Here is a 20802-nt window from a genome sequence, read left to right on the forward strand (position 1 = left end):
CTCGTGGCACCCTCAATTCCAGCCGTCGCCCCGGACTTGATCCGGGGCCCCACTTCTTCGAGTGGCGCGCTAAAGGCAGTGGAACCCCGGCTCAGAGGCCGGGGTGACGGGAGTTGATCAAACGCCCTTGAGCGCCAGCGCCGTGCGGTTGGCGACATCGGCAATCAGCGCCGCCCAGCGGGCCTGGTCGGCCTCGGTCGTGATCAGGTCCTGCCGCACTTCGATGGTAAGGTAGGGCCGCCCCTTCGCTTCGGCATGGCGGTCCATCGTCGCGTTGAGCAGCTTGCCCGAATAGGGCTGGTTGTCGCCGACGGTCAGCCCTTCCTCCTCGAACAGGCGGATGGCGTGGCGCGCGGCGCTGTCGTCCTGGTTATAGAGCAGCGCGACTTCCCACGGGCGCTCCTCGTCGCTGGTCTCCAGCGTCGGGGTGAAGCTGTGCAAGGCAACGATCAGCTCGGGCCGCGCTACCTCCAGCCATGCCTCCAGCGCCGTGTGATAGGGCCGGTGGTAGAGCCTCAACCGCTTCTCGAGATCGGCGCCGATATTGCCGGGGATCAAGTGCCCGTCGCTGGTGGTCGGCATGACTCCGTCCTGGTCTGCATGCCGGTGCAAGTCGATCACGAGGCGGCTGACGCAGGCGATATGCGCGGGGATGCCGTGGCGGCGTGCCAGCCGGTCGGCGATCCCTTCGGTCCCGATATCATAGGCGATGTGGTTCTGCAGCAGCGCCGGATCGATGCCGAGCTCGACCTCATCGGGCACGAAGTTGGAGGCATGGTCGGCCACGCAGACGATCCTGCCCGGGATGGGTTCGCCCACCTGCCGGTACGGATTGTCGTCGTAGATCATCTCAGCCTTCCCTGCATCTGCCACCAGTCCGGGTGCGAGGAAGCCAGCCTTGCGGCGGCGTCGCGCGCGGTATCCTCGCTGTGGTAGAGCGCAAAACACGTTGCCCCTGAACCAGACATACGGGCGAGCAGCGGGTTTGTTTCCCCAAGCGCCGCCAGCACATCGGCTATCACAGGGCATTGGGCGATGGCGGGCGCTTCCAAGTCGTTGCGTCCGGCAAGCATGACGGCGCGGGCATCGCCTTCGGGCAGCGGCCCGCGATCCTCGCCATCCCACGCTGCAAAAACCGGCCCGGTGCTCAAGGGAACACGCGGATTGATGAGCAGCACCGGGGTTCCGGCGAGATCGCTGTCGATCGGCTCCAACTCGGTGCCGGTGCCGCGCCCGACGCAGGTGAAGCTCTTGACGCAGGCGGGCACATCGGCGCCGAGCTTCGCCGCGCGCTCCTCCCAGTCGTCGGGCAGACCATGCATCTGTTCGATAATGCGGAACACCGCCCCGGCATCGGCCGAGCCGCCGCCCAGCCCGGCGGCGACGGGCAGATTCTTCTCCAGCGTGATCGCCAGCCCGCCCGGACGCGGCAACGCGCCCAGCGCCTGCATCACAATATTGTCGAACGGATTGTCGAGCGCGGTGGCGAACTCACCGACGGTTTCGAGCGCATCCTGCTCCGCCGCCCGCGCCGTCAGCCGGTCACCCTTGTCGACAAAGGCGAACAGCGTCTCGAGCTCATGATACCCATCCTCCCGACGCCGCCGCACATGCAGCGCCAGGTTGATCTTGGCGTAGGCGGTATCTGAAGTTCGCAACTCTCGACTCTTTGGCAATCAGATTCCTACGCCCCATAATCCCACGATTGCAGCAATGATGAGAAGTGGAATGGCAACAACCGCGACCGCAGCAAGAATCATCATGCAGCCTGCGACAGCCTCAGGATTAAAGATCCATGTTACGAGGCCTGAAACAAGTGCGCCTCCAATCCCACCGACAATCAGAAATAGAATTGCGCCGCCCAGACCTCCCACTGAGAACCCATGAGCGGCACCAAGAAGCCCGCCAAGCGCAGAAAAGATCAGGAGAATCCTATCCCCATGGCTTTCGTCAAACCAAGACAAGAGAACGCCTCTCCAATTCTGTCAGCAATCACATATTCGGATAATTCGGCCCACCGCCGCCTTCAGGCGTGGTCCAGTTGATGTTCTGGTTGGGGTCCTTGATGTCGCAGGTCTTGCAGTGGACGCAGTTCTGCGAGTTGATCTGGAACTTCGCCTCGCCGGTGTCCTCGTCGGTCAGCCATTCATAGACGCCCGCCGGGCAGTAACGCGCCGAGGGGCCGCCATAGACCGCCAGTTCGCTGGCCTTCTGCAACTCGGCATCCTTGAGCTGCAGGTGGCAGGGTTGGTCTTCGGCATGGTTGGTGTAGCTGTAGGCGACATTGGTCAGCCGGTCGAAGCTGATCTCGCCATCGGGCTTGGGATAGTCAATCTTGGGATAGAGATCGGCGCGGCCGGTGTGGGTGTAGTCAGGCGTGTGCTTCATGGTGATCGGTAGACCGATCTTGAGCGTGCGCATCCACATGTCGATGCCGGCGAGCACGGTGCCGATATCGCCGCCGAACTTGGCGACGGCCGGCTGGGCGTTCTTCACCTTCTTGAGCTCGGTCGCGATCCAGCTTTCGCGCAGGTTGGCATCGTAGTCGGCCAGCTCGTCATGTTCACGCTCGGCAGCGATGGCGGCGGCGGCGGATTCGGCCGCCAACATCCCGCTCTTCATGGCGGTGTGGCTGCCCTTGATGCGGGGCACGTTGACGAAGCCTGCCGCGCAACCGATCAGCGCGCCGCCCGGGAAGGCGAGCTTGGGCACCGACTGCCAGCCGCCTTCGTTGATCGCGCGCGCGCCGTATGCGACGCGCTTGCCGCCTTCGAGATATTCGCGGATCGCCGGGTGGTGCTTCCAGCGCTGGAATTCCTGGTAAGGCGAAACCCACGGGTTCTCGTAATCGAGCGCGGTGACGAAGCCCAAGGCGACCTGGCCATTGGCCTGGTGGTAGAGGAAGCCCCCGCCCCAGCTGTCGGATTCGGACAGCGGCCAGCCTTGGGTGTGGATCACGCGGCCCGGGACGTGCTTGTCCGGATCGATGTCCCACAGCTCCTTGATGCCCAAGCCATAGACCTGCGGCTGGCAATTCGCCTCGAGGTCGTATTTGGCCTTCATCTGCTTGGTGAGGTTGCCGCGCGCGCCCTCGGCAAACAGCGTGTATTTGGCTTCGATTTCCATGCCGGGCTGGAAATCGTCCTTGTGGCTGCCGTCGGCGGCGATGCCCATGTCCTGCGTGATGACGCCCTTCACCGCGCCCTTGTCGTCGAACATCACTTCGGCAGCGGGGAAGCCCGGGAAGACCATTACGCCGAGCTCTTCCGCGCGCTCGCCGAGCCAGCGGGTGAGATTGCCGAGCGAGCCGGTGTAACAACCGTTGTTGGAGAGGAACGGCGGCATCGCGAGGTGCGGCATGCCGAGCTTGCCGTTCTTGCTCAGCACCCAGTGCCAGTTATCGGTGACGGGGGTTTCCGCCATCGGGCAATCCATGTCGCGCCATTCGGGCAGCAGCTCGTCGAGCGCCTTGGGATCGACCACCGCGCCGGACAGGATATGCGCGCCGATCTCCGAGCCCTTCTCGAGCACGACGACTTCGAGGTCCTCGTTGATCTGCTTGAGCCGGATCGCGGCGGACAGGCCAGCTGGGCCGCCCCCCACGATCACTACATCGCATGGCATGGATTCGCGTTCGATCGTCATTCTGTCTCGCCCCTGATTGAAACGGGTGAAAATGCCCGGAAAGCCTTGATTGCTGGCAGGTCAGAGGTCAAGACCTGCGCAAGGCCATGACCGCGCAATCCCCTCTGATTTCTGCCGATGAAATCGCCGGCGCCATCGAATGGTGGCGGTTGGCCGGAATCGGTACCGATGCGCTCGATGAACCGAGCGGCTGGCTCGATGTCGAGACCGCGCCTGCAACCGCTGACGCTACGACAGCGCCTGCTCCAGCGCCCCCGCCCAAGCCCGCACCGCCTCCGCCGCGCAGCATCGGTGCAGAGATCGAAGGACTGGCCAAAGTGCCGGGAAAACCTGGCGATTGGCCCGACGAATTGGCCACATTCCAGCGCTGGTGGTTCGAGGATGAAAATTTTGCGCCAACCGGTGCATTTCCCCGCATTGCCCCACGCGGCGCGGTAAATGCACCGCTGATGGTGGTCGTGGGAGAGCCCGAGGAGACGGACAGCGACCGGCTTCTCGGCGGGCCGCAGGGACAAGTGCTGACAGGCTTCCTGCGCGCTGCCGGGTTAGCCGTCGACAGTATCTATTTCGCCAGTGTCCTGCCCCGCCACACCTTGCGCCCTGACTGGGGCGAAGTGGCCGGTGCAGGATACGGCCAACTGCTTGCCCACCATATCGGTTTGGTGGCCCCCCAGCGACTGATTGTCTTCGGACGCGACATTCTGGCGCTTATTCCGCACGAATCGGCGCAAGACCCTGCAAGTTTACGGGTTTTTAACCATGACGGTCGAAGCATTCCGCTGTTGCCGACGCGCGATCTCGCCAATTTGGCGCGACGCGGGGGGTTTCGCTCCCAGTTCTGGCGACAGTGGCTCGATTTTTCGGATGGCTGACATGGTCACAACACGAACGTTCCGCTCCCTTGCCGCCGCCACCATGCTCGCTGGCGCTGCTTTCACTGCGGCTATCCCGGCTCATGCCAACAGCTCGGCTGCCGACTATTTCCGCGCTCGGGCCGAACGCAACAATATCCCCGACCTGCTGAGCAACTCCGACAAAGGCTATTATCGCGAGCTGTTTGCCGCAATCGATGACGAGAAGTGGGACGCCGTCGACAAGCTTTTGCAGGATCGCGCCGAGGGCCCGCTGCACCAGGTCGCACTGGCGGAATACTACCTCCACGCCAACAGCCCCAGAGTCGAACTGCCGCAAATCCAGGCCTGGCTTGCCAGCGGGACGCAACTGCCGATGGCAGAGCAGATTTCCAACCTCGGCCTCAAGCGCGGGCTTATGTCGGCGCCTTACCTGCCGCGCGAGCAGAGCTTTGTGCGCAAACCCTACATCACCAAGCGCGTCGCCCCCGGTTCGGTGCGCGACGGCTCCATGCCGGACTCGGTCCGCAGCGCCATTCTCGACCGGATCAAGAATGACGATCCAGATGGTGCTCGCCAGTTGCTCGACGGGATCGATGCCTCGCTCAGCGCAGAGGCCCGGGCCGAATGGCGCAAGCGGGTGGCTTGGAGTTACTACATCGAGAACCAGGACGCCGCCGCCCTTGCGATGGCCAAGACCGTCGGGCTCGATGGCTCCGGCGCATGGGTTGCAGAAGGTGAATGGGTCGCCGGCCTCGCCGCCTGGCGTATAGGCGATTGCGACGAAGCCGCCGACAGCTTCCGCCGGGCCGCCTCGTGGGCGATGAACCCCGAGCTTGGCGCAGCCGCCTATTACTGGGCCAGCCGCGCGCTGATCCGTTGCCGCGAGCCGGAGAAAGCTGCCGAGCAATTGCGCGGTGCGGCGATGATGCACGAGACGCTCTATGGCATGCTCGCGCGCGAGCAGCTGGGCCAGAAGTTGCCCGATCAGGGCGAAACGCCCGATCTTTCGCCAGCCGACTGGCAGCAGCTGCGCGGCAATGACAATGTCCGCGCTGCGGTCGCTCTTGCTGAAATCGGGCGCGACGATCTGTCGGACGAGATCCTGCGTCACGAAGCGCGCATCGGTGACCCTTCGAATTACGAAGCCTTGTCGCGGCTCGCCCGCGAGCTTGGCCTTCCCTCGACCCAGCTGTGGATGGCGCACAATGCGCCGCGCGGCGGCACTCCGGATCCGGCGCTGCGCTTCCCGGCACCGAAATGGCAACCGGTCGATGGCTGGCAGGTCGACCCTGCGCTCGCTTATGCCCATACCTTGCAGGAATCGGTCTTCCAGCCGCGTGTCGTAAGCCCGGCCGGTGCGCGCGGCCTGATGCAGATCATGCCCGCCGCTGCGCGTGACCACGAGGCAAGGGTTGGCGTGCGCGGCACCGCCGGAAATCTCTCGCGCCCGGAAGTCAATCTCGCCTTCGGACAGAAGCATCTGCAGATGCTGCGCGACAGCGGGGCGACCGGCGGCCTGCTGCCCAAGATCATGGCAGCTTACAACGCCGGCCTGACCCCCGTTACTCGCTGGAACACCGAAGTGCGCGACCAGGGCGATGCACTGCTCTACATGGAGAGCATCCCCTATTGGGAAACGCGCGGCTATGTCGCCATCGTTATGCGCAACTACTGGATGTATGAGCGACAGGCCGATGTCGAAAGCTCCAGCCGCAAGGCGCTGGCAGAGGGCAAGTGGCCGACTTTCCCCGGTCTCGCCGGGAGTGACGGCGTGCTGCTCGCCCGGGCCGACTGATGGCGATCGACGAGAGCCTTGCTTTCAAGCCGATCCGCATCGCGCTGCTGACCATTTCCGACACGCGCTCGCTGGCTGATGACACCTCGGGCGATATCCTTGCCGAGCGCATCGCAACCAAGGGTCACGAGCTGGCCGCACGCGAGATCAGCCACGATAGTGTCGAAGAAATCGCTGCTCACTTGCACCGCTGGATCGATGATGAGGAGATCGACGCGGTCATCACCACGGGCGGTACAGGCCTGACGGGTCGCGATGTCACTCCCGAAGCACTCGACCGCGTGAAGAGCAAGGACATCCCAGGCTTCGGAGAGCTGTTCCGTTGGCTGAGTTTCGAGAAGATCGGAACCAGCACCTTGCAATCGCGCGCTTGCGCGGTGGTGGCCCGCGGAACCTATATCTTTGCCCTGCCGGGCTCCAATGGCGCGGTGAAAGACGGCTGGGACGGCATCTTGCACTACCAGCTCGACAGCCGACACAAGCCCTGCAATTTCGTCGAGCTGATGCCGCGCCTCAGGGAGCGCTGACACTTCCATTTGTTCCATATTTGTTCTATTCAACAGTGATGGAGCAAACTTGCGAGAAACCCGTCGCCGGGAGAGGCGCGCAGTCGGGTGACGTATCGACCCGGTTCGGCCTTTCCCCGCGCGAGACTGACGGCGAATGGCGCGACCATATGGAATTGCTGGATGGCAAACCGCCTAAACTGCGTACTGAAGTCATCGAGGAACATCCCAGGTCGATCCTCAGCTTCAACCAGTCGCCCGACATCTTCTTCGACCGCTCGATCAACGCCTATCGCGGCTGCGAGCACGGCTGTGTCTATTGTTTTGCGCGCCCTACCCACGCCTATCACGACCTGTCGCCAGGGCTGGACTTCGAGACCAAGCTTTTTGCCAAACCCAATGCAGCGGACCTGCTGCGGCAAACACTGGCCAAAGCGCGCTACACCCCTCGCCCGATCGCGATGGGTACCAATACCGATCCCTACCAGCCGATCGAGAGCCGCTATCGTATCACGCGTGAGGTGCTGGAAGTATGCTTGGATGCGCGCCATCCGGTTACCATCACCACCAAATCCGACCGGGTCTTGGCCGATCTCGACTTGCTGGAGGAAATGGCGAAGAAGCGGCTGGTGGCCGTAGCAATTTCCGTCACTTCGCTCGATCCGGTCCTGTCAGGCAAGCTGGAACCGCGCGCCGCCTCGCCGGCCAAGCGACTCGCCGCGCTGGGACGATTGGCAGACGCACGTGTCCCCACGCATTGCTCCGTCGCACCCGTTATCCCCGCCGTCACCGATCAATTCATGGAAGAGATAGTCCAGCGCGCCGCAGCACTCGGAGTTGCCTCCGTCGGATGGATTCCGCTGCGGTTGCCGCACGAAGTCTCGCCGCTGTTTCGCGAGTGGTTGGAGGTCCACTATCCCGACCGGGCCGGCAAGGTGATGAGTATCGTCCGCTCGATCCGTGCCGACGCGACAGGAGGGGGCAAGGACAACGACCCCAATTTCTTCAGCCGCCTAAAACCCACCGGGGTGTGGGCCGATCTATTCCGTGCCCGCTTCGCCCTCGCCTGCAAGCGTGCCGGGATCGGCAAGGCCCGGTTCGAGCTCGACACCAGCCATTTCCGCAAACCTACGTTGAACGGCCAGTTAAGGCTGCTGTAAGCGGTCGTGTTATTACAAGGGTTTCAAGGGTTGCGATTGCTAGAACCACGGTGTTAGCTTCACACCAGATCGCACAGAGGGGGAATACCATGCGTACTATGTTCTTCGCCGCCGCACTTGCTCTCGGCACCGCTACCGTTGCCGTGACACCGGCACCTGCCAATGCGCAGAGTTTTTCGGAATCGCGGATCATCAAGCATTTCGACCTGCCAACCTTGCGCGCAGTAGTGGTGGAAATGGGTGGTACGATCGAAGACAGCCCCAATGATGGCTATCTGATCAAGTTTCCCAACGGCACCGCCGCGACTGCCAATTTCACCGCCTGCGCGACGGGGCAATGTCTCGGCACCAATATCTCGGCCCGCTTTGGCAAACCCAGCGACAAGAGCGATGCCGAGATCGAGCGGCTGGTGGTCGACTACAACCGCCGCTGGTCAGCCGGGAAAAGCTACCTCACCGACGATGGCCGCCCGGTGGTCCAGGCCTACATGATTGCCGATGGCGGCATCACCATGGAAAACTATCGCATGCAGCTCGTGGTCTATTCGCAGATGCTGCAGAAGATGCGCGAGACGATCTACACCGAAGGCTGATCGGTCTAATGACGTTGAAAAGGGCGCACCGGCTCGATCCGGTGTGCCCTTTTTCCTGGCACAAGGAAATGTGAGTTAGCCGAAACCTTCGCCGGCTTCGCCCGGCTTGAATCGCACCAATCGACTATCGACCAGGGCGGCAGTCCGATTCATGACAGCCAGCTGATAATCCGGGTCCTTGATCATCTCGAAGAAAGCCCCGCTGTTGGGGTATTGCGCGACGAAACCATCGTCCCAGCGCATGTCATCCTGTCCGGTCACCATGGTCTGGAACGCACCCCGCCAGACAATCGAACCACCGACACGGCTGAAGATCGGGCCGCTGGTCTTGCCGTATTCCTGATAGGCTCGCCGCCCGCTCCAGCCATTGCCGTGGTGCTGGTGCCCCTCAGGGTATTCCGCCAGCTCGCGGTAACGCAGCAGGTTGAGCATATGGATCGGCTCGTCGCGTGGTAACGCCTTGAAGGCCGCGAAATTGGCCGGGCTGGGATCTATGAAAACGTCGGTCATGCCGGGGTGTCCCCTCCTGTCAGATCGTATTGCATATACACCGTATCGAGCTTGCGTCCGAACTTGAAGCCGACATTGCGCATGCGGCCGGCGTGAACGAAGCCGAGCTTGCCATGGAGCGCAACCGAGGCCGGCTCGCCGCCGCCGATGACAGCAATCATCTGCTCGAACCCGCTTTCGCGGGCAGCATCGAGCAAGTGTCCCAACAATACGGTGCCAACGCCGGTGCCACGCGCTGTATCGGCAACGTAGATGCTGTTCTCACAGGTTCTCGCATAGGCGGCCCGCGGGCGGAATTGCGTAGCGTAGGCATAGCCCAGCACCTCCCCATCCCGGTCGGCGACGAGGAACGGCCAGCCATGCGCGAGGACATCGGTGATCTTGCCGGCCCACCCGGCCTCGCTTGGCCCTTCACTGTCAAACGACGCGGTGCCGTGGGCCACGTGGTAGTCGTAGATCGCAGAAACGGCCCGCGCATCATCTCTACGCGCGGGCCGGATGTGCAGCTCAGGCAAGCGTGTAGTCCGCAAAGCGGTCGCGCAAATCCTTCTTGCTGATCTTGCCGGTAGCAGTGTGCGGGATGTCATCGACGAATTCGACCGCATCGGGCAGCCACCACTTGGCGACCTTGTCAGTCAGGAACGCCGTGATCTCGTCACTGGTCACCTCGGCACCTTCCTTCCTGACGACGAACAGCACCGGGCGCTCATCCCACTTGGGGTGCGGCATGCCGACGCAGGCAGCCTCTGCCACAGCCGGATGCCCGACCGCCGCGTTCTCCAGTTCTACCGAGCTGATCCATTCGCCGCCGGACTTGATCACGTCCTTGGTCCGGTCGGTCAACTGCAGCGTACCGTCGGGGTGGATAATCCCGACATCGCCGGTATCGAACCAGCCTTCATTGTTCACGGCATCCTGCTCGGCCTTGAAATAGCGCTTGATGATCCATGGACCGCGGATCTGCAGTGCGCCCGAGCTTTCACCATCGCGTGGAAGCTCCGTCATCATGTCGTCGAGGTCGACCGTACGCAGCTCGACACCGAACACCGGCCGACCCTGCATCGCCGTCTTGTTGACTTTCTCTTCGAAGCTGAGCTGGTCCCAATCCCAGGTCGGCCCGCCAACGGTGCCAATCGGGCTCGTCTCCGTCATGCCCCAGGCGTGTTGCACGCGGGTGCCATTCTTCATCAGTCGTTCGATCATGAAGCGCGGACACGCCGAACCGCCGATAGTGGCGGCCTTGAGCGGCGGCAGGTCGATGCCTTCCTTGTCGCAATACTGGAAGTGCGCCAGCCACACCGTGGGCACGCCGGCGCTGTCGGTTACGCCTTCGTCCATCATCAGCTGGTGCAGCACCGCCGGATCGTTGACTGCGCTGAAGACAAACTTGATGCCCGCCATCGCACCGGCATAGGGCAGGCCCCAACTGGCGGCATGGAACATCGGCACGACCGGCAACATCACTGACGATGCGCTGAAATTGAATGAGGCCGGTTGCAGCCCTGCGAGCGCGTGGATCACAGTAGAGCGATGTTCGTACTGCACCCCCTTGGGATTACCGGTGGTGCCGGATGTGTAACAGATCATGCACGGGTCGGTCTCCGCGCCGGTGACCCATTCGAAATTGCCATCCTGCGCGCCGATCCAGTCTTCGAAGGACTGGCTGTGTTCGCCCGAATCGTAGCAAATGTAATGGTCGACGGTTGTCCAGCGATCCCGCATCTTGTCGATGATCGGCTGGAACGCTGCATCGTACAGCATCACGCGGTCTTCGGCATGGTTGACGATATACTCGAGCTGGTCCTCGAACAGGCGCGGATTCACGGTGTGGAGCACCCCGCCCATGCCCGCGACGCCATACCAGCTGACCAGGTGGCGCGAGTGGTTCATGGCCAGGCTGGCGACCCGTTCTCCCTTCTTGATGCCCAAGGCCTGTAGCGCTTGTGCCATCTTCAGTGCATCGGTGCGGACCCCGGCCCAGTTGGTGCGCGTCTCGCTACCGTCGGCCCAGCGCGTCACGATCTCGCGCGTGCCCGCTTCGCGCGCCGCGTGATCGATCACGTGCGTCACGCGCATGGTCCAGTCCTGCATGGCTCCCAATGACATGCTCTCTCCTCTTATGAAGTTATGTTTGCAGGCAGAATGTGCGTGATTTGCCCGCACGGCAAGCCCGAAAATGGCGGAAATGCTTGGTTTCAGGCCGCGCGATTGAACCTGCGCCCCTGTGGGCCAGTCTTGGGGATCAGGTTGACCTTGCCGACGCCCTCGATCGCTTGCAGCTGCTCAGCCAGCTTGCCGTCGAGCTGAAAATCATGACCCAACCGCATGAGACAATGCTCGCCTTCACCGAGATCGAGCCTGACCTGCACTTCGCCATGGCCTTCCTTGCCGGGCTGCAACACCAGCTCCAGCTCGCTCAGCGCCTGTTGGCTATGAACGTCGAGCGCCAGCAGCATCCTCTGGCTCCCTGCGACCGCATCAAGTGGGCGAGCGCTGCGCACGGTCACGCGCGGCGGTTCATCAGGCGACGGGGAGTCCAGTTCCACCGTGAGCAGGACGCAGGTTCCATCAGCCGCCCATTTTTTGAAGTTCTCGACCAGCCCTTCCTCAAAGCAAGCGGCGCTGAACTGGCCCGAGCTGTCAGAGAAGTCAGCGCGAACGAACTGCCCGCCGCGCCGCGTAGTGCCCATGTTCACTTTCTCGACCATCGCCGCCATCATCGCCTTGGCCCGCCCGCCAGCGGGCGCGCCGCCCTGCATCAGCGAAGCATAGGAACGTGCACCATTGGCGCTGGCGACATCGCGGTAGGTCTCGACCGGATGGGCCGAGAAATAGAATCCGAAATTTTCGCGTTCCTTCGCCATTCGGGTGGCGCGGTCCCAATCATCAGCTTCCTTCAGCCGCAACGTATCGTCGGCGGCCATGTCCTCGGCCCCGAACAGCGCTTCCTGTCCGCTGTTGCGTTCGCGCAGGGCTGCGTCGGCAGTAGCGAGCAGCAAGTCGACATTGGCGGCAAGCAGGCCCCTGTTAGGCTCGAGTCCATCGAGCGCTCCGGCGGCAATCAACGCCTCAAGCTGGCGCGAATTCATTGCCCCTTGCGGCAGCCTTTCGAACAGGTCTGCCAGGCTGGCGAACTCGCCATGCGCCTCCCGCTCGCCGACGATGGCCGCCATTGCCTTCTCGCCAACATTGCGAATGCCCGCCAGCGCATAGCGCACGGCATAGCCATCATCGGTCCGTTCGACTGTGAACTCGGCTTCGGACGCATTGATATCGGGCGGTGCGACCTCGCGCCCACCCCGGCGCGCATCATCGACAAAGATCGCCAGCTTTTCCGACTGGTGCATGTCGAAGCACATTGACGCCGCGTAGAATTCCTCTGGGTAATGTGCCTTGAGCCACCCGGTCTGGTAAGCGAGCAACGCATAGGCAGCGGCGTGTGACTTGTTGAAGCCATAGCCGGCGAACTTGTTGATCAAGTCGAACAGCTCGTTGGCCTTTTCTGCATTGATGTCCGACACACGCGCGCACCCTTCGACGAAGATTGCGCGCTGCTTGTCCATCTCGGCCTGGTTTTTCTTGCCCATGGCGCGGCGCAGCAGGTCTGCATCGCCGAGCGAGTAGCCGGCGAGGATCTGTGCCGCCTGCATGACCTGTTCCTGGTAAACGAAGATACCGTAGGTTTCGGCCAGGATTTCCTCGAGCTTGGCATGCGGATACTCGATCGGCTCAAGCCCGGCCTTGCGCTTGCCAAACAGCGGTATGTTGTCCATCGGACCGGGGCGGTACAGCGAAACGAGCGCAATGATGTCTTCGAACTTGGTCGGCTTCACCGCCGTCAGCGTGCGCCGCATGCCTTCGGATTCCAGCTGGAACACCCCCACCGTGTCGCCGCGTTTCATGAGGTCGTAAACGGCCTCGTCATCCCATGCGAGCGCGCCGAGATCGACTTCGATCCCGCGCCTGGCGAGCAGGTCGACTGCCTTCTGCAGGACTGACAGCGTTTTCAGCCCAAGGAAGTCGAACTTCACCAGCCCGCTCGATTCGACATGCTTCATGTCGAACTGCGTCACCGGCATGTCCGAGCGCGGGTCGCGATAGAGCGGCACCAGCTGACTCAGCGGGCGGTCGCCGATCACCACGCCTGCAGCATGGGTCGAACTGTTGCGCGGCAGCCCTTCCAGCTGCATCGCCAGGTCGATCAGCGCCTTGGTGTCGTTGTCGTTGGAATACTCGGCCTTGAACTCGGCCGAACCGTTGAGCGCGCGCGGCAAGGTCCATGGGTCGGTCGGGTGGTTGGGCACCATTTTGCAGAGCCGGTCGGTACGATTGTAGCCATAGTCGGCGATGCGCCCGACATCGCGCAGCACCGCCCTTGCCTTGAGCTTGCCGAAGGTGATGATCTGCGCGACCTTGTCATGCCCATAGCGCTGCTGGACATAGCGGATCACCTCGCCGCGACGGGTTTCACAGAAGTCGATATCGAAGTCCGGCATGGACACGCGCTCGGGATTGAGGAAGCGCTCGAACAGCAGTCCCAGCCGGATCGGGTCCAAATCGGTAATGGTCAGCGCCCATGCGACCAGCGAGCCCGCGCCTGAACCGCGCCCCGGCCCCACCGGGATGCCATTGTCCTTGGCCCACTGGATGAAGTCGGCAACGATCAGGAAGTAACCGGGGAATCCCATCCGGTTGATGATCCCGATCTCGTAATCGAGCCGTGCGAAATACTCGGCGCGCTCGTCCTCCGTCAGCTCCTCATACGGCTCCAGCCGTGCTTCCAATCCCTTGATGGACTGCTCGCGCAGCATCCGCTCCTCGCCTTCCAGGTCGCCGGCGAGGCTGGGCAGGATCGGATCGCGATAGGGCGGCGCATAGGCGCAGCGCTGGGCGATCACGAGGCTGTTAGCGGTCGCTTCAGGGAGATCTTCGAAGATCTCCTCCATCATCCGCGCCGACTTGACCCAAGCCTGCGGGTCAGTGTGCGGGCGTTCCTCTTCCTCCAGCTTGTAGCTGCCGGCAATGCACAGCATCGCATCATGCGCCTTGGCAAAGCCGGGCTCGGCGAAATTGGCCGGGTTGGTCGCCACCAGCGGCAGGTCGCGGGCATAGGCCAGTTCGATCAGCGCTTCTTCGGCAGCGATCTCGATCTCGTTCCCGCGCCGGGCCAGTTCGACGTACAGCCGCCCGGGAAACAGCGCTTCGAGGCGCTCGACATAGCGCGCGGCATGGTCGCGCTGCCCCTCGGCCAGCAGCCGCGTCAGCGCGCCCTCGCTGGCACCCGTCAGTGCGATCAGCCCGTCGGTGTGCCCGGCAAAATCGTCCAGCGAGACATGCGGTACCAGCTCCACCGGCCGGTCCAGATGCGCCTTGCTGACGAGGTGGCACAGGTTGAGGTAGCCGGCATCGTCCTGCGCAAACAGCGGCAGGTGGTCGATCGCATCGCTGTCAGGCCGCGCCACGCCAACCAGCGCGCCGATGATCGGCTGGATGCCTTCGTCCTTGCACGCCCCGGCAAAGGCGACCGCGCCATAGAGTCCGTTGCGGTCGCAAATGGCGATGGCGGGAAAGCCGCGTTCCTTGGCCAGTTTCGCCAGCGCCTTGGGATCGATCGCCCCTTCAAGCATCGAGTAACTCGACAAAACGCGCAAGGGGACGAAGGGTGCGAAAGCCATGACAGGCACTATGGATATTGCGCCGGGATTCGCAAAGCAGGCGCGGCACGGATTGGGGATAATCCGGTTCAAAACCGGCGCCCACACCAATCCATTGCCGTCGCCCCTGCGCAGGCAGGGGCCTAGATGCCGTAGCTGTTGTCGGGACGGTGGCAGCCATGGGCGCCGTGGACGATCATCGGCGCGCTGGTTTACATCAGAAGTTATCTGGGCCCCTGCCTGCGCAGGGGCGACGCGTCATGTTTGAGAGGGAGTGTTTTCCTCCCCACCCTTCGTCGCAGCGATCTTCTTCCTCGTCTCGCGCACCTGCGAAACCGCGCCATAGATCACCAGCGCGGCGAGGAATATCCACACCCACAACGGGATATCCTGCCCGAAAATGGCGAGGTAGATATAGGCCGAAACGAAGAAGAACCCCGCCAGCATTGTCGGCAGCACGGTCGACTTGCCGGCGCGGGCATTCTTCACCAGCCACGCGATGGAGGCGAAGAAGAACGGGATCGCCCCGACATAGATCGTCACGAAGACATAGGGGTTCACATTGTACTGCGCCCCCTGCGCCAGGATCCAGGTGTTGATCGCTTCGAGCATGACGGGCCTTTCGACGCTTCAGGCAAGGCGGTTACAGCAGCTTCTCGATGTGCTTTTCGAGGCTGCTCGGCGAATCCTGCGGGGCGAAGCGCTTCACGACATTGCCTTCGCGGTCGATCAGGAACTTGGTGAAGTTCCACTTGATGCCGGTGGAGCCCATCAGCCCCTTGGCTTCGCCCTTCATCCAGTCGAACACCGGCGAGGCGTTGGCACCATTGACATCGACCTTATCCATCAGCGGGAAGGTGACTCCGAAGTTGATCTTGCAGAACTCGGCAATCTCGTCGGCACTACCCGGCTCCTGCGCGCCAAACTGGTTGCATGGGAAGCCGAGCACTTCGAAGCCCTGGTCCTTGTACTTCTGGTAGAGCGCTTCCAGCCCGTCATATTGCGGGGTGAAGCCGCACTTGCTGGCGGTGTTGACCACCAGCAGGACTTTGCCCTTCTTGTCGGCGAGGTCGATTTCCTCGCCGCGGTTGTTGGTTACTTTGAAATCCGCAATCGTGGTCATGCGTCGGGATCTTTCGGTCGATAGATGAAGTCGAACGACACTTGCCACGAAAGGCCATGATCCGTCGAGGCCTCTCCGAATTGTCGCACGCTGCCGTCTTTCTGCAGTGAATATGTCATCCGGATCAGCTGGTGCGGCGCGGTGGCACTTGGCCAGTTGCCGGTCAGCACCATCTTGCCATCGGCCAACCCGCCACTGAATTCGACTGCCCCGGGGGAAGAACCAATCCATTTCTGGTGCCAGATTCCGGTTTCAGGATCGACATGATTGAGGCTGGTCCCGCCCCGTGCGCGCAGCGGCATCCAGTTTTCGATGATGGCACACCCGCCGTGCTTCTTCTCGATCCGGCTATCGGCGACCTTGATGTCCTGCCCATTGGGGTAGACGTCCCACTCGCCGACCCAGAAATCGAACTGCCCATGGGCTTCACTGGTGCACTGTGGTGGAGGCAGTAGGTGCGGCGGTGTGGGCTGCGGCAGTGTCGTCGACTGCAGCAATACGGCAAGAGCCATTGTCGAGATCATTAAGTCCCCCTTTTCATGCGGAGGAAGGAGGGCATCGAAGGGTTCGGTCAGGCAATGGTGGATCGACCAGCGACCTCCCTCGCTCGGCAGACCCTATTCGAGAACGCCGTCATGCAGGCGAACGACCCGGTCCATTTTCAGAGCCAGCCGCTCGTTATGGGTAGCGATCAGCGCCGCACTGCCCTCTCCGCGGACCAGCGACAGGAACTGTTCAAGCACTTTATCGGATGTCGCTTCGTCGAGGTTTCCGGTTGGCTCGTCGGCCAGCACCAGTTCGGGCTTGTTGGCGAGGCCACGGGCGACGGCCACACGCTGCTGTTCACCGCCCGAGAGCTGGCTCGGCCGGTGGTCCAGCCGTTCGCCGAGGCCGAGTGCGCGGAGCAACTCCTCCGCCCGCACTTCAGCCTCTTCGCGGGTCTTGTCCGCAATCATCTGCGGCAGGATGACGTTCTCCAGCGCATTGAAATCGGGCAGCAGGTGATGGAACTGGTAAACGAAGCCCAGATGGTCGCGCCGCAGCGTCGTCCGCGCATGCGAATCGGACTTTTCCGCCGGAGTGCCGGCGATGATGATTTCGCCGCCGAAGCCGCCTTCGAGCAGGCCGACCGCTTGCAGCAGCGTCGATTTGCCGGAGCCGGACGGACCAAGCAGCGCAACAATCTCGCCGGGCTGCACAGCCAGGTTCACGCCGCGCAGCACATCGATGCGGGTGTCGCCCTGCTCGAAGCTGCGGGTGACGCCGCGCAATTCCACGACGGGGCTACTCATAACGCAATACCTGGACCGGATCCGTGCTCGACGCTTTCAGCGCCGGATAGAGCGTAGCAAGGAAGCTCATCACCAGAGCCAGCAGGATGATCCCGGCGATCTCCAACGGATCGGCCTTCGACGGAAGCGTTGTGAGGAACCGCACTTCGGGATTCCACAATTCCTGCCCTGTCACAAAGGCAAAGAACGAGACGATGGGCTCGCGGAAGTAAAGCACCACTGTGCCAAGGATCAGGCCCGCGACAGTTCCGATCGCCCCAACGGTAAAGCCGGTCGTTACAAAGATCTTGAGCAAGGATTTCCGTGTTGCGCCCATGGTGCGCATGATGGCGATATCCCGCGTTTTCGCCCGAACCAGCATCACCAGGCTTGAAAGGATATTGAACGCAGCGACGACCACCATGAAGCTCAAGGCAAAGAACATCGCTGCCCGCTCGACCTGCAAGGCCTCGAATATCGAGCCATTGATCTGCTGCCAGGTCCGCACCTGCGCCCGGCCGCTGAGTTTCTGTTCGAGCGGTGCCATGATGGCACCAACGTTGTCCGCATTTTCGGTCTTAACTTCGATCATGGCGATTGTGTCGCCCATCAGAAGCAGGGTCTGCGCATCGGGGATCGGCATGACGACAAACGCTTCGTCGTAATCGTACAGTCCGACTTCGAAGATGGCTGCGACTTCGTAGCCGATCTGGCGCGGGACGGTGCCGAAGGGCGTGGTGCGCCCGGCCGGATTGATGATGGTGATGGTATCGCCTACCCGAACGCCGATGTTTTCCGCCAGCCGGGCTCCGATGGCGACAACACCCGCGTCCGGCTGTAACCGATCAAGGTTGCCCATGATGACCTTGTCGCCGAGCGCGGCGATATCTTCCTGCGTGTTGCCGCGCACGAAAACCGCCACAGCCCTTCCGTCATAGCTCGCCAGCAGGGCTTGTTCGATCAGTGGGGAAGCATCGGTGACGCCGGGCGTTGCCTTCACATCCTCCAGCACGCTTTCCCAATCATCCAGCCTGCCGCCGTAAGCCTGGACGATGGCATGGCCGTTCACACCCACGATCTTGTCGAGCAGTTCAGCGCGGAAACCGTTCATGACGCTCATGACGATGACCAGCATCGCCACCGACAGCATCACCACGCCCACGCTGATCCCGGCGACGAGCGCGATGAACGCCTCACCCCTGCCCGGGAGCAGGTAGCGCTTGGCAATGGTCCATTCGAAGGGGCTGAGCAGCAAGAGCAGTTCCGGTCGGTTGCCTGAAGGCCTTCCCCTCTAGGAAGCACTACCTTTCTGCGCAATGAAATTGGCCATGGTTATAGACGGCTTAGGAAAGCCGCCGATCGACCCTTGTAATCGCACCGTAACATCGCCATTGAGGCGCGCATCGGGGCAGCTGCGGGCGCGTGTTTGATGATCACTACCCATCCCTTTTACGATGAGCATGGCGACAAGCTGCGCGAAGAGTGCGGCGTGTTTGGCGCCATCAACGCCGGCGATGACGCTTCTGCGGCGACCGCGCTGGGCCTTCACGCCCTGCAGCATCGCGGGCAGGAAGCTGTCGGCATAACCAGTTTCGACGGCAAGCATTTTTTCACCCGGCGCGGGCTCGGCCATGTGGCAGAGAACTTCTCCAGCCCCGAATCGATTGCCGAGTTGCCGGGCCACATGGCTGCCGGACATGTCCGTTATTCAACCACCGGCGGCGCGGGCCTACGCAATGTCCAGCCGCTTTATGCCGACCTTGCCACCGGCGGTTTTGCCGTCGCGCACAATGGCAATTTCTCCAACGCCGGTGCGCTGCGGGCCGAGCTGGTGCAGAAAGGTGCGATCTTCCAGTCTACCAGCGATACCGAGGTGGTCATCCACCTCGTTGCAACCAGCCGCTATCCAACCCTGCGCGACCGGTTGGTCGACGCACTGCGCTTGGTCGAAGGTGCCTATGCGCTGATCGTGATGACGCCCGAAGGCATGATCGCCTGCCGCGATCCGCTCGGCATCCGCCCGCTGCAAATGGGCCGGATGGGGGATGCCGTGGTGTTCGCCTCCGAAACCGTCGCCTTCGACGTGGTCGGTGCACAATTCGAGCGGCAAGTCGAGCCGGGAGAGCTGATCGAGGTCGATTTCGAAGGCAAGGTGAAGAGCTTCCGGCCTTTTGGCGAGAGCCCCTCACGCCCGTGCATCTTCGAGCATGTCTATTTCAGCCGCCCCGATTCGGTTTTCGACGGGCGCAGCATTTACGAAGCGCGCAAGGCCATCGGTCAGCAACTCGCCATCGAAAGCCCGTGCGAAGCCGACCTGGTCGTGCCGGTACCTGATAGCGGCGTTCCGGCAGCGATCGGATACGCGCAGGAATCAGGCATCCCGTTCGAGCTCGGCATCATCCGCTCGCATTACGTCGGGCGTACCTTCATCCAACCTTCCGATGGTGCGCGGCATGCCGGGGTGAAGCGCAAGCACAACGCCAACCGCGCCATGGTCGAAGGCAAGCGCATCGTGCTCATCGACGATTCGATCGTGCGCGGCACCACTTCGCTTCAGATCGTCGAGATGATGCGTGACGCCGGTGCCAAGGAAGTCCACTTCCGCGTCGCCAGCCCGCCAACGGCGCACAGCTGCTTCTATGGTGTCGACACCCCGGAGCGGAACAAGCTGTTGGCCGCGCAGATGGAACTCGAGCCGATGCGCGAGTATATCAAGGCCGACAGCTTGGCATTCGTCTCGATCGACGGTCTGTACCGCGCCGTGGGCGAGAAGCCACGCGTCGCCAAATGCCCGCAGTTTTGCGATGCCTGCTTTACCGGTGACTACCCGACCTCGCTGACCGACCTCGAAATGAAGGAAAAAGGCACAGCGCAGCTGTCTTTCCCTGTAAACAAGGTCGCCTGAATGCCTGAAACCAAACCTTTTTCGGGCAAGCTTGCCCTTGTTACCGGCGCGTCCAAGGGGATTGGTGCTGCCACTGCGAAAGCGCTCGCTGCCGGCGGGGCCCACGTGGTGCTGACAGCGCGCGATGTAAAGGGCCTGGAAGCGGTTGAAGATTCCATTCATTCGGCCGGCGGAAGTTCCACCATCGCCCCGGTAGACCTGACCGAGCCAGACGGTGTCGCGCGCCTCGCCACGGCCATTGCCGGGCGCTGGGATGCACTTGACTATCTCGTTATTTCAGCTGCTTACCTGCCGATGCTCACACCAGTTACACAGATCGACCAGAAGCAATTCAACCAGGCGTTGACGATCAATGTCCTCGCCACGCAAGCGCTCCTGGCCAATTTCGACCCATTGCTGAAGCGCGCTGATGCCGGTCGCGTGATCGGGCTTACCAGCAGCGTCGGGGAAACCCCTCGGGCCTATTGGTCGGCGTATGGCTCTAGCAAGGCGGCGTTCGACAATTTGCTCCAGTGCTATGCACAGGAGATCGAGAAGATCAGCCAGGTGCGGGTCGCCATAGTCGACCCCGGGGCCACGCGCACGAACATGCGGGCCAAGGCCTATCCCGGCGAGGATCCGCAGACGGTCAAACCGCCCGAAGCCGTGGCCGAACGCCTGGTTGCGCTCCTGCAAGAGGAGTTCCCCACCGGCCACCGCGAACGCGTCAATTAGCGGCTTGGTTAATTTCCCTTAAGGCTCGATCATTACCTGCAGGTAAATTCTCCCCCTGCATGGTTCCCCTAC

At 62.3% G+C, this 20802-nt stretch carries 20 protein-coding genes; 7 read left to right on the forward strand and 13 right to left on the reverse strand.

The features are described 5' to 3' along the window. Positions 1-117: 117 nt before the first annotated feature. From QPW08_RS09920 to QPW08_RS09935, 4 genes are read right to left on the reverse strand one after another with little or no spacing between them, the layout of a single operon-like run. Complete coding sequence (locus QPW08_RS09920) at positions 118-849, reverse strand: N-formylglutamate amidohydrolase (protein ID WP_284125651.1); 732 nt, start codon at positions 847-849, stop codon at positions 118-120. Continuing rightward, positions 846-1658, reverse strand: a complete 813-nt coding sequence (locus QPW08_RS09925; protein WP_284125652.1) for a 4-(cytidine 5'-diphospho)-2-C-methyl-D-erythritol kinase — start codon at positions 1656-1658, stop codon at positions 846-848. Before QPW08_RS09925 ends, QPW08_RS09920 begins: the two co-directional genes overlap by 4 nt. Before the next feature lie 18 nt (positions 1659-1676). Next, positions 1677-1964 (reverse strand): hypothetical protein, encoded by a 288-nt coding sequence (locus QPW08_RS09930; RefSeq protein WP_284125653.1) that lies wholly within the window; start codon positions 1962-1964, stop codon positions 1677-1679. Positions 1965-1992: 28 nt separating this feature from the next. After that, entirely contained in the window at positions 1993-3645 is a 1653-nt protein-coding gene (locus QPW08_RS09935; protein WP_284125654.1) for an electron transfer flavoprotein-ubiquinone oxidoreductase, read from the reverse strand. An 86-nt stretch (positions 3646-3731) separates the two neighbouring features. Here QPW08_RS09935 and QPW08_RS09940 point away from each other — a divergent pair, with 86 nt between their 5' ends. The 5 genes from QPW08_RS09940 (at position 3732) to QPW08_RS09960 (ending at position 8553) form a co-directional block, all read left to right on the forward strand. Next, positions 3732-4517 (forward strand): uracil-DNA glycosylase family protein, encoded by a 786-nt coding sequence (locus QPW08_RS09940; RefSeq protein ID WP_284125655.1) that lies wholly within the window; start codon positions 3732-3734, stop codon positions 4515-4517. A 1-nt stretch (position 4518) separates the two neighbouring features. After that, positions 4519-6294: a lytic transglycosylase domain-containing protein gene (locus tag QPW08_RS09945; protein WP_284125656.1), complete on the forward strand. Its 1776-nt coding sequence runs from the start codon at positions 4519-4521 to the stop codon at positions 6292-6294. Further along, a complete protein-coding gene (moaB, locus tag QPW08_RS09950; protein WP_284125657.1) occupies positions 6294-6821 on the forward strand; it encodes a molybdenum cofactor biosynthesis protein B in 528 nt (175 codons plus the stop codon). The genes QPW08_RS09945 and moaB overlap by 1 nt, the downstream gene beginning before the upstream one ends. Positions 6822-6859: 38 nt before the next feature. Beyond that, positions 6860-7960, forward strand: coding sequence for a PA0069 family radical SAM protein (locus tag QPW08_RS09955; RefSeq protein ID WP_284125658.1), 1101 nt, complete (start codon positions 6860-6862; stop codon positions 7958-7960). Positions 7961-8049: 89 nt separating this feature from the next. Beyond that, the gene (locus QPW08_RS09960) at positions 8050-8553 is read left to right on the forward strand and encodes a YbjN domain-containing protein (protein ID WP_284125659.1); all 504 of its coding nucleotides are present in this window, start codon (positions 8050-8052) and stop codon (positions 8551-8553) included. A gap of 75 nt (positions 8554-8628) precedes the next feature. Here QPW08_RS09960 and QPW08_RS09965 read toward each other — a convergent pair whose 3' ends face one another. The 9 genes from QPW08_RS09965 to QPW08_RS10005 form a co-directional block, all read right to left on the reverse strand. Further along, complete coding sequence (locus QPW08_RS09965) at positions 8629-9063, reverse strand: DUF1330 domain-containing protein (RefSeq protein ID WP_284125660.1); 435 nt, start codon at positions 9061-9063, stop codon at positions 8629-8631. Then, a complete protein-coding gene (locus QPW08_RS09970) occupies positions 9060-9578 on the reverse strand; it encodes a GNAT family N-acetyltransferase (protein ID WP_284125661.1) in 519 nt (172 codons plus the stop codon). The genes QPW08_RS09965 and QPW08_RS09970 overlap by 4 nt, the downstream gene beginning before the upstream one ends. Further along, positions 9571-11169, reverse strand: coding sequence for a long-chain fatty acid--CoA ligase (locus tag QPW08_RS09975; RefSeq protein ID WP_284125662.1), 1599 nt, complete (start codon positions 11167-11169; stop codon positions 9571-9573). The genes QPW08_RS09970 and QPW08_RS09975 overlap by 8 nt, the downstream gene beginning before the upstream one ends. An 89-nt stretch (positions 11170-11258) precedes the next feature. Beyond that, positions 11259-14738, reverse strand: a complete 3480-nt coding sequence (dnaE, locus tag QPW08_RS09980) for a DNA polymerase III subunit alpha (protein ID WP_284125663.1) — start codon at positions 14736-14738, stop codon at positions 11259-11261. Positions 14739-14975: 237 nt separating this feature from the next. Continuing rightward, positions 14976-15329, reverse strand: coding sequence for a hypothetical protein (locus tag QPW08_RS09985; protein ID WP_284125664.1), 354 nt, complete (start codon positions 15327-15329; stop codon positions 14976-14978). Between the two features lie 31 nt (positions 15330-15360). Beyond that, a complete protein-coding gene (locus QPW08_RS09990; protein WP_284125665.1) occupies positions 15361-15840 on the reverse strand; it encodes a glutathione peroxidase in 480 nt (159 codons plus the stop codon). After that, positions 15837-16364 (reverse strand): hypothetical protein, encoded by a 528-nt coding sequence (locus QPW08_RS09995; protein ID WP_284125666.1) that lies wholly within the window; start codon positions 16362-16364, stop codon positions 15837-15839. Before QPW08_RS09995 ends, QPW08_RS09990 begins: the two co-directional genes overlap by 4 nt. Before the next feature lie 93 nt (positions 16365-16457). Further along, positions 16458-17132, reverse strand: coding sequence for an ABC transporter ATP-binding protein (locus QPW08_RS10000; RefSeq protein WP_284125667.1), 675 nt, complete (start codon positions 17130-17132; stop codon positions 16458-16460). After that, entirely contained in the window at positions 17125-18366 is a 1242-nt protein-coding gene (locus tag QPW08_RS10005) for a lipoprotein-releasing ABC transporter permease subunit (RefSeq protein WP_284125668.1), read from the reverse strand. Before QPW08_RS10005 ends, QPW08_RS10000 begins: the two co-directional genes overlap by 8 nt. 174 nt (positions 18367-18540) lie before the next feature. On the opposite strand from QPW08_RS10005, the gene purF reads away from it, so the two are divergent. Then, positions 18541-20016 (forward strand): amidophosphoribosyltransferase, encoded by a 1476-nt coding sequence (gene purF / locus QPW08_RS10010; RefSeq protein ID WP_284125669.1) that lies wholly within the window; start codon positions 18541-18543, stop codon positions 20014-20016. After that, positions 20017-20730, forward strand: coding sequence for an SDR family NAD(P)-dependent oxidoreductase (locus QPW08_RS10015; protein WP_284125670.1), 714 nt, complete (start codon positions 20017-20019; stop codon positions 20728-20730). Positions 20731-20802: the final 72 nt, after the last annotated feature.

Origin of the sequence: Parerythrobacter aestuarii (assembly GCF_030140925.1) — a bacterium.
Lineage (GTDB): Bacteria > Pseudomonadota > Alphaproteobacteria > Sphingomonadales > Sphingomonadaceae > Parerythrobacter > Parerythrobacter aestuarii.